At 69.7% G+C, this 7,110-nt stretch carries 9 protein-coding genes; 3 read left to right on the top strand and 6 right to left on the bottom strand.

Annotated features, from left to right (window positions below; genetic code table 11):
• Nucleotides 1-173: 173 nt before the first annotated feature.
• Both QHF83_RS52495 and QHF83_RS52490 read right to left on the bottom strand, forming a co-directional pair.
• Nucleotides 174-1,274 carry a CehA/McbA family metallohydrolase gene (locus QHF83_RS52495; protein ID WP_282425732.1) on the bottom strand — a complete coding sequence of 367 codons (1,101 nt, stop codon included), beginning with the start codon at nucleotides 1,272-1,274 and terminating at the stop codon, nucleotides 174-176.
• Nucleotides 1,275-1,343: 69 nt separating this feature from the next.
• Entirely contained in the window at nucleotides 1,344-1,880 is a 537-nt protein-coding gene (locus QHF83_RS52490; RefSeq protein WP_282425731.1) for a hypothetical protein, read from the bottom strand.
• Between the two features lie 152 nt (nucleotides 1,881-2,032).
• Here QHF83_RS52490 and QHF83_RS52485 point away from each other — a divergent pair, with 152 nt between their 5' ends.
• Nucleotides 2,033-2,620, top strand: coding sequence for a hypothetical protein (locus QHF83_RS52485; protein ID WP_282425730.1), 588 nt, complete (start codon nucleotides 2,033-2,035; stop codon nucleotides 2,618-2,620).
• Here the strand turns inward: QHF83_RS52485 and QHF83_RS52480 are convergent, their stop codons facing one another.
• From QHF83_RS52480 to cysT, 3 genes are read right to left on the bottom strand one after another with little or no spacing between them, the layout of a single operon-like run.
• On the bottom strand, nucleotides 2,621-3,697 hold the full coding sequence (locus QHF83_RS52480; RefSeq protein WP_282425729.1) for a sulfate/molybdate ABC transporter ATP-binding protein: 1,077 nt from the start codon (nucleotides 3,695-3,697) through the stop codon (nucleotides 2,621-2,623).
• Between the two features lie 6 nt (nucleotides 3,698-3,703).
• Complete coding sequence (locus tag QHF83_RS52475) at nucleotides 3,704-4,507, bottom strand: sulfate ABC transporter permease subunit (RefSeq protein WP_282425728.1); 804 nt, start codon at nucleotides 4,505-4,507, stop codon at nucleotides 3,704-3,706.
• Nucleotides 4,508-4,532: 25 nt separating this feature from the next.
• Nucleotides 4,533-5,387 (bottom strand): sulfate ABC transporter permease subunit CysT, encoded by an 855-nt coding sequence (gene cysT, locus QHF83_RS52470; RefSeq protein WP_282425727.1) that lies wholly within the window; start codon nucleotides 5,385-5,387, stop codon nucleotides 4,533-4,535.
• 379 nt (nucleotides 5,388-5,766) lie between these two features.
• Between cysT and QHF83_RS52465 the strand changes: the two genes are divergently transcribed.
• Nucleotides 5,767-6,003, top strand: coding sequence for a hypothetical protein (locus QHF83_RS52465; protein ID WP_136927744.1), 237 nt, complete (start codon nucleotides 5,767-5,769; stop codon nucleotides 6,001-6,003).
• Nucleotides 6,004-6,008: 5 nt separating this feature from the next.
• On the opposite strand, the gene QHF83_RS52460 is transcribed toward QHF83_RS52465, so the two are convergent.
• Nucleotides 6,009-6,452: a universal stress protein gene (locus QHF83_RS52460; RefSeq protein ID WP_282425726.1), complete on the bottom strand. Its 444-nt coding sequence runs from the start codon at nucleotides 6,450-6,452 to the stop codon at nucleotides 6,009-6,011.
• A 406-nt stretch (nucleotides 6,453-6,858) separates the two neighbouring features.
• Between QHF83_RS52460 and QHF83_RS52455 the strand changes: the two genes are divergently transcribed.
• On the top strand, nucleotides 6,859-7,110 hold a 252-nt coding region (locus QHF83_RS52455; RefSeq protein WP_282425725.1), incomplete at its 3' end, for an RNA-binding protein.

Genomic DNA, 7,110 nt, shown 5'->3' with positions numbered 1-7,110 from the left:
CGCACGCGCCTCCGCCGGCCGTCGCGAGGCCGCATGCGCCGTCCCCGACTGCCGCCCCGCAACCGCCCGCAGGCGCGGCGCCGCCTGCCGGCCCGCCGCAGCCCCGCCCGCTCACGGCCGCCGAGATCCTCCTCGCGCGCCGCAAAGGCCAGCCGCGCTCCTGAAAAACCGCTCTACCGAACGACGCGATACGCCTGCGTCCAGGCCATCTTCCCGTCCGGAAGCGAGACGCGCGCGCGCACCCATGTCTCGTCGCCGCGGAGCTCGTACGTCGCGTCGCCTTCGGGACCTCGTTCCATCTTCGCGAGCTCTTTCCCGCCGTCGCCGATGAACACCACGACCGCGCCTTCTTCTTTCGGCCACACGCTGAGCTTCGTCTCCGTCACGCGGATCCGCGTGAGCGTCACGCCGGACGACGAGTAGAGCCGGCCCTTTGCGAGCCCCTCGCAGATGAGCGCTCGATCGGGCTTCTCCGCGAACACCTGCACCCAGCCTTTCCCCGGCCGGGCCGGCTTGATGTCCGGCTTCGTCATGCCGAGGTGATGGGCGTCGTCGACCGCCACGCCCGCGATCGACCAACCCTCGTCGAGCAGCGTGTTCCACACGGCCTCGTGGGACGGCCGCTCGGCGTTGCCCTCCGTGTTCACGTACGGATGGCCGCTCCAGATCTCGAGGAGCTCCGCGCCGCGCGTCACGCGCACGTCGTCCATCGTGAGCGCCCAGTCGAAGTTCGGGTGGTTCACGAGCGCCACGCCATCCTGCTCGTGCACGCGGTTGAGCCCGTGCAAGAGCGCCTCGCGCTTCGCGTTGAACCGGCCTCCGCCGATCGTCTTTTTCGTGCAGAGGCCGTTGATGTGGACGGGTTTGCCCTCGGCCCACATCGTCACCTCCTCGCCCGCGATGATCACGAACCCCTTGCGCTCGAGCGTGGCGAACGTGGCCGGGCTGACGCGGTTGTCGTGATCGGTGATCGCGAGGAACGCGTAGCCGTGGTTTCGATACCAGGTGTAGACGTCCTTCGGAGAACGATCGCCGTCGCTCCACTGGCTGTGTGTGTGGAGGTTGCCGCGCTGAAACGTGGTGACGTCGAGCGTCTCGGCGAACTTCGGCGGGCTGAGCGCGGGCGCGTCGATCTTGATGTTCAGCGTGAGCGGCGCCGCGATGGCCGTGGGCTCGGGAGGGACGCGCGTGAACGCGACGGCCGCCGCCACGCCGATCGTGACGACCCCCACGCCGAGCGCGATCCAGCGAAACTTGCCTGTTTTCGACCGCATCGGCCTTTCCCTGCCCGCGAGGATAGCTCCATACGCCGCGGCGGCGGAAGCGCCCCGCGGCGCGCCTGCTCAGTCGAGGACGAGCCTGACCTTCACGGAGACATCGATCCCGTCCGTCGGCCACGCCAGGAAGTTCGGGTTCGTGCGGCCAGTCCACTCGACGCGGACCTTTTTGCCGTCCTCGAAGAAGGGACGAATGTCGCCGTCGTGCAGCACGTCGAGGATCACGTCGGACTCCTTCGCGGGAAATTCCGACTTCGAGACGAGCGGCGTGCGCCCCGTCGACGTCACCGCCTCGCCGAGGATCTCGTCGACGAACGTGATGTCCTCCGCAGGCGGCGCCACGGAGATGCGCACGAACCCGAGCCGGGCCGCGCCGTACGAGTTGACGTCACTTTCCAAGGTGACCTCGTTCCACCAGAAGAACGACCCGTCGACCTTGGGGGTCACGGTGAAGTTCGCGTCCACGTCGTACTCGCTCACGACGGACGAACACCCGAACGTGCCCATGGCCATCGCGGCTCCGACGAGCAAAGCCCACCGCGCCCCGCGCCCCTCATCGCTGCCCACCCTGTGCCCCGCGCCTGATTCGATGAAGCCATTCATTCTGAAAATGTAGCACGCCCGCGGCCTGGATCCCGCTCGGCGCGGCGCGCACCCAAGGGCGCACGAAACCGCGCGTCCAAGGGAACACCCTCGGCCGGGCAGCGCCTGGGGCGCCGCGGCTTGGGGCATTCAGACCGAAGGAGTCGTCGCGCATGGCCACGATGCAGGAGGGCGCCCTCCTCTTTTCGTTGAAGTACCTCGCGCGCCTGGAAGAGGCGCGCGTTCGTCCGGAGAACGAGGCCGCGGGGCGGCTCGGACCCGAAGAGGCGGCGCGTCACGCGCGCGAGTCGTCCTCGATGCACGCCCGGATCGAGGCCGAGCGCCGCGCGCGGATGGACGCCGAGCGCCGCGCCGAGGAGGCGCGCATCGAGGCGATCCGCGTCGCCGCCGTCGAGCGCGCGCGCGCCGAAGCCGAGGCGAACGCGCGCCTCGAGGTGATGCGGATCGTGGAGGCGCACGAGCGCGCCCTCGCCGCGCTGAAGGAAGACAAACAAAACCAGCGCCTCGGCCGCGCCGTGCGCCTCGGCGCCCTCGGATCGATGGTCCTCTTCGCCGCGGCCTTCGGCTTCTACTTCGGCAAGATCAAGCCCGACGCCGAGGCCCAGCTCCGCGCCCAGCAGGCCGCGATCGCCGCGGCCGACGAAGAGGCGTCGCGGCTGCGCCAGAAGCTCGCCGAGCGCGACGCACGCATCAAGGAGGCCGAGCGCGTTCTCGGCGTGCTCGCCCGGCCCGCTCGGTAGTCAGATCGAATAGTCCTGCACGAAGAGCTTCGCGTCGCGCAGGTTCACGAACACCTCTTCCCCCTCCGCGAGCCCGAGCTCGGCGACGCGATCCTTCGTGAGCTCGACCGTGAGCGGCTGGTCGTCTTCGAGCTTGAGCTCGATCCGCACCATCCAGCCGATCCGCACGAGACGCTCCACCCGCGCCGTCGCCACCTCCACGCTGCTGCGCTTCTCCACACGGCTCGTCACGCCCACGAGCTCCACGTCGTGCGGTCGGACGAACGCGCGCACGCTCGTCCCGTCCCCGGCGCCCGGCGGCGCGTGCACCGCGAGGCTCCCGAGCGCCGCGCGTCCGCCGCGCACCTCGCCTTCGAGCTCGTTGATCGACCCCACGAAGCCCGCGACGAACGCCGTCGCAGGTCGATCGTAAATTTCCTCCGGCGTGCCGATCTGCTCCACCTTGCCGCGGTTCATCACGATCACCCGATCGGCCACGCTGAGCGCCTCTTCCTGGTCGTGCGTAACGAACACCGTGGTGATCGCGCGCTCCTCGTGCAGGCGCCGCAGCCACTCGCGGAGCTCGAGCCGCACCTTCGCGTCGAGCGCGCCGAAGGGCTCGTCGAGCAGGAGCACGCTCGGCCCCGGCGCGAGCGCGCGGGCGAGCGCGACGCGCTGCCGCTGCCCGCCCGAGAGCTCGTGCGGGTACCTCTCGCCGAGCTCCGCGAGCCGCACCAGCGCGAGCAGCTCGCTCACCACGGAATCCACCTCCGCCCGCGTCTTGCCCCGGATCTCGAGGCCGAAGCCCACGTTCTCGCGCACCGTCATGTGCCGGAACAGCGCGTAGCTCTGGAACACGAAGCCGATGTTCCGCTCCTGCACGCGCACGTCCGTCATGTCGACGCCGCGCAGAAGCACGCGCCCTTCGTCCGGTGATTCGAGCCCCGCCAGGATCCGCAGCACCGTCGTCTTGCCGCCGCCGCTCGGGCCGAGCAGCGCGACGAGCTCGCCCGCTCCGATCTCGAACGACACGGCGTCGACCGCCCGCCCGCTGCCGCCGGGGAAACGCTTCACGAGATCACGCGCCACGATACCCACGAGCGCCTACCCTTCCGCCTCCGCGCGCGAGCCGCGCTTCTTGCGCACCACGTCGAGCAGCAAGAGAAGCCCGATCGACGCGAGCGCGAGCACCGTCGCCACCACGTACGCGCCGCGATCGTCCCGATCTTCGAGCGCCCGGTACACGAACACCGTCGCCGTCTCCGTCTGCCCCGCGACGCCGCCCGAGACGAGGAGCACCGCGCCGAACTCGCCGATCGCGCGCGCCATCGTGAGCGTCGCGCCGTACGCGAGCCCCCAGCGAATCCCCGGCAGCGTGACCCGAACGAACGTGACGAACGGCGACGCCCCGAGCGTGTACGCGGCGAGCTCCTGATCCGTGCCCATCTCTTCGAGCACGGGCCCGACCTCGCGCACCACGAACGGCAGCGTCACGAACGCCGTCGCCATCGCCATCGCCGGCCAGGCGAACGCGACCTCCACGCCGAGCGCGTCCGTGATCGGCCGCAGCAGCCCGCCCTTGCCGAACAGCGAGAGCAAGACGACGCCCACCGCGACCGGCGAGAGCGCGAACGGCACGTCGACGAGCGCGTTCATGAGACGCTTTCCCACGAACCGATCCCGCACGAGGACGAACGCGAGCGCCGTGCCGAGGGTGCCGTTCACCACGACCGCGAAGGCCGTGAGCTTGGCCGTCATCACGAGCGCGGAGAGCACGTCGGGCCGCGCGAGCACCTCGGCGAACGCCCGGAGTCCGCCGCCCAGCGCGCCGCGCAGGAGCGAGGCGACCGGCAAGAGCACGAGCGCGCCCACGTAGAGCACGGCCGCTCCGATCAGGAGGGCACGCACGCGCCTCCGTCCGCCGCTCGCTCGTTCAGCCATGCCCGCCCCGCTGCCGCGCCGAGACGACGAGCACCACGCAGAACGAGATCGTCACGAGCACGAGCGACATCGCGCTCGCCGCGTGCACGTCGCCCGACTCCACCTCCCCGAACACGTGCACGGCCGCGGTCAGCGTCCGCCGCGGGATGTTGCCGGCCACCACGACCACCGACCCGAACTCGCCGAGGGCCCGCGCGAAGCTCTGCAGCGCGCCCGAGACGATGGCCGGCGTGATCGCGGGGAGCGTCACCCGCCGGAACGTCGTCCACTCGCTCGCGCCGAGCGTGTAGGCGGCCTCTTCATCGGCCCCGTCGAGCTCCATCAACACGGGCTGGACGGTGCGCACCACGAGCGGGAGCGTCACGAAGAGCAGCGAAAGGATGATCGCCGGCGGCGCGTACACGACGCGCAGGCCCGCCGCCTCGAAGAGCTGCCCCAGCGCGGCGTGCGGCCCGAGCAGCGTGACGATCATCATCCCCGTCACGAGCGTGGGGATGGCGAAGGGCAGATCGATGAGGACGTCGAGCAGCTTGCGCCCGGGGAACCGGTAGCGGACGAGCACGTACGCGATGAGCGTGCCCATCACCGCGTTCACGGCGGCCATCACGAGCGCCGTCTCCAGCGTCAGGAGGACGGCCGCGCGCGCGACCGGGTGGAAAAGCGCCCGCCCGAGTTCGGCGAGGCCTTTGGAGAGCCCCTCCCGCGCGAGCGTGGCGACCGGCAGCGCCACCATGAGCAGGAGGTAGGTCCCTGCCGCCACGCGCAGGCCGAGCTTGCCGAGGGGCCGTCCCCGCGCCCTCGACCGGCCCGTCGGCTGCGGTCCGGACAGCTCTACCGTCGTGCTCAAGCGAGCGTGAGGATGGCGCGCCGCGTAGCTCGTCCGCAACGACGATGTGAAAGTTGCATCGGAAAGATGCAACAATGTCCGTGGTGACCACGCATGCGGGGGTTCGTCGCTGGTTCGGGCTGCTCACGTTCCTGCCGGGAGCTTGCAAATCAGGCCGTGATCTGCAGTCGATCCGTGGGGGAGGTCTCCAGGGTTGCGGCGGCACGGCGATTCTGGTAACCACCTCGAACGTGATCGGTGCGAATGAGTGGGAACCCACACGCCATTTCATCGCATCCACCGATCGCCCTTGCCCAGGCCGAGGGACACGTGGACCCGACGTCGGGCCTCATAGCGCGACGTTCCACGGCTTGACGGAACGAGCGTAATCGCCCCCAACATGAGTCCGCCGGAAACACTCTTCGACAAGGTGATTGCCGCCAGTGGTCTTTCGGAGGTGTTCGCCCGAGGTACCATCAAGCGCGCGTGCTCGCGCGTGGGGGTGACGGCGGAGACGATGAGCCCCTCGGAGCTCGCGCGGGCGCTCGGCTCGATCGAGCAGGCGCTGTCCGTCTTCCTGCCGCCGGATCAGAAGGACTCGCGCATGCAAGCCATCCGCGCGCTGTCGCGCGGCTGAGCGAATCAAGCCCGAGGCCTGCGGAGCGTCATCACGGGGATCTTCGCGTGGCGCACCACGGCGGTCGCCACGCTGCCGAGCAGCGCGCGCCCGATCACGCCGCGGCCGTGCGTGCCCATCACGATGAGATCAGCCGAGATTTCGGCCGCGGTCTTGCAAATCTCGTCGGCCGAACGGCCCTCGCGCAGCACACCGTCGAGCTCTACGCCGCGGCTCCGGTGCGCCTCGAGGACAGCGTCGAGCTTGCGTTGCGCGCCTTGCCGCACGACCTCGGCGAGCTCGGAGGCGGGGAGGTAGGAGCCGTCGGGGAAGGTGTAGACGATCAGGCTGTAGACGTGCACGACGGTGACCTCGGCGCCGAGCTTCTCGGCGAGCTCGAGCGCACGTTCGAGCGCGTAGGCCGAGGTCTCTTCGAAGTCGATCGGCACGACGATCTTCTGGAACGGCATGGTTGCTCCTTGATGCGCCGATGCCGGATCGGTAAGTCTCGCGGCGTCGTCGTGGGTGTTCCCAGTCTGCTCGCTCGCGAAGCTTTCCCGGCCGAAACAAGGTCTCCCGGCGAGCGAGAGCGGACGCGAGCTACCCTGGACGGACGCGGCGACTGCGGGGAATCGGCTACGGAAACCGGCGTTTGCCGCGTCGCGATAGTTGCTTGCGCGTTGGGGAGCGGGGCGTTAGCCTCATGATCGCCCTAGGCCCGTTCGTCGTCGAACTCTGACAGCCCGCTTTGCTCGCGGTCGCTCGATCTGTATCGGCTGACGGTCGCTCGTCTGTGTGGTCTCGAAGCGATCCGATGCACGGCCCGGGTCGCATCCGGGGAAGGTCAGGAGAGGTCGTGCATCGGGTGGTCTGAGGATGAGCAAGCGACTGTACGTGGGCAATTTGGCCTTCCATTCCACCGAGGAGAGCGTCCGCAGCGCTTTCCAGAGTGCCGGTGTGGAGGTCGTCGGTGTCCAGGTCATGACCGATCGGGTGACGGGGCAATCGCGCGGCTTCGGTTTCGTGGACGTGGCGGGCGACAAGGAAGCGCAGGCGGCCATCGACGCGCTTCATGGCAAGAGCCTGGACGGGCGCACCCTGACCGTGAACGAGGCGCGTGAGCGCACG

Source organism: Polyangium sp. 15x6, from assembly GCF_029960785.1.
Lineage (GTDB): Bacteria > Myxococcota_A > Polyangia > Polyangiales > Polyangiaceae > Polyangium.
This window is presented reverse-complemented; position numbering and strand designations above follow the sequence as displayed.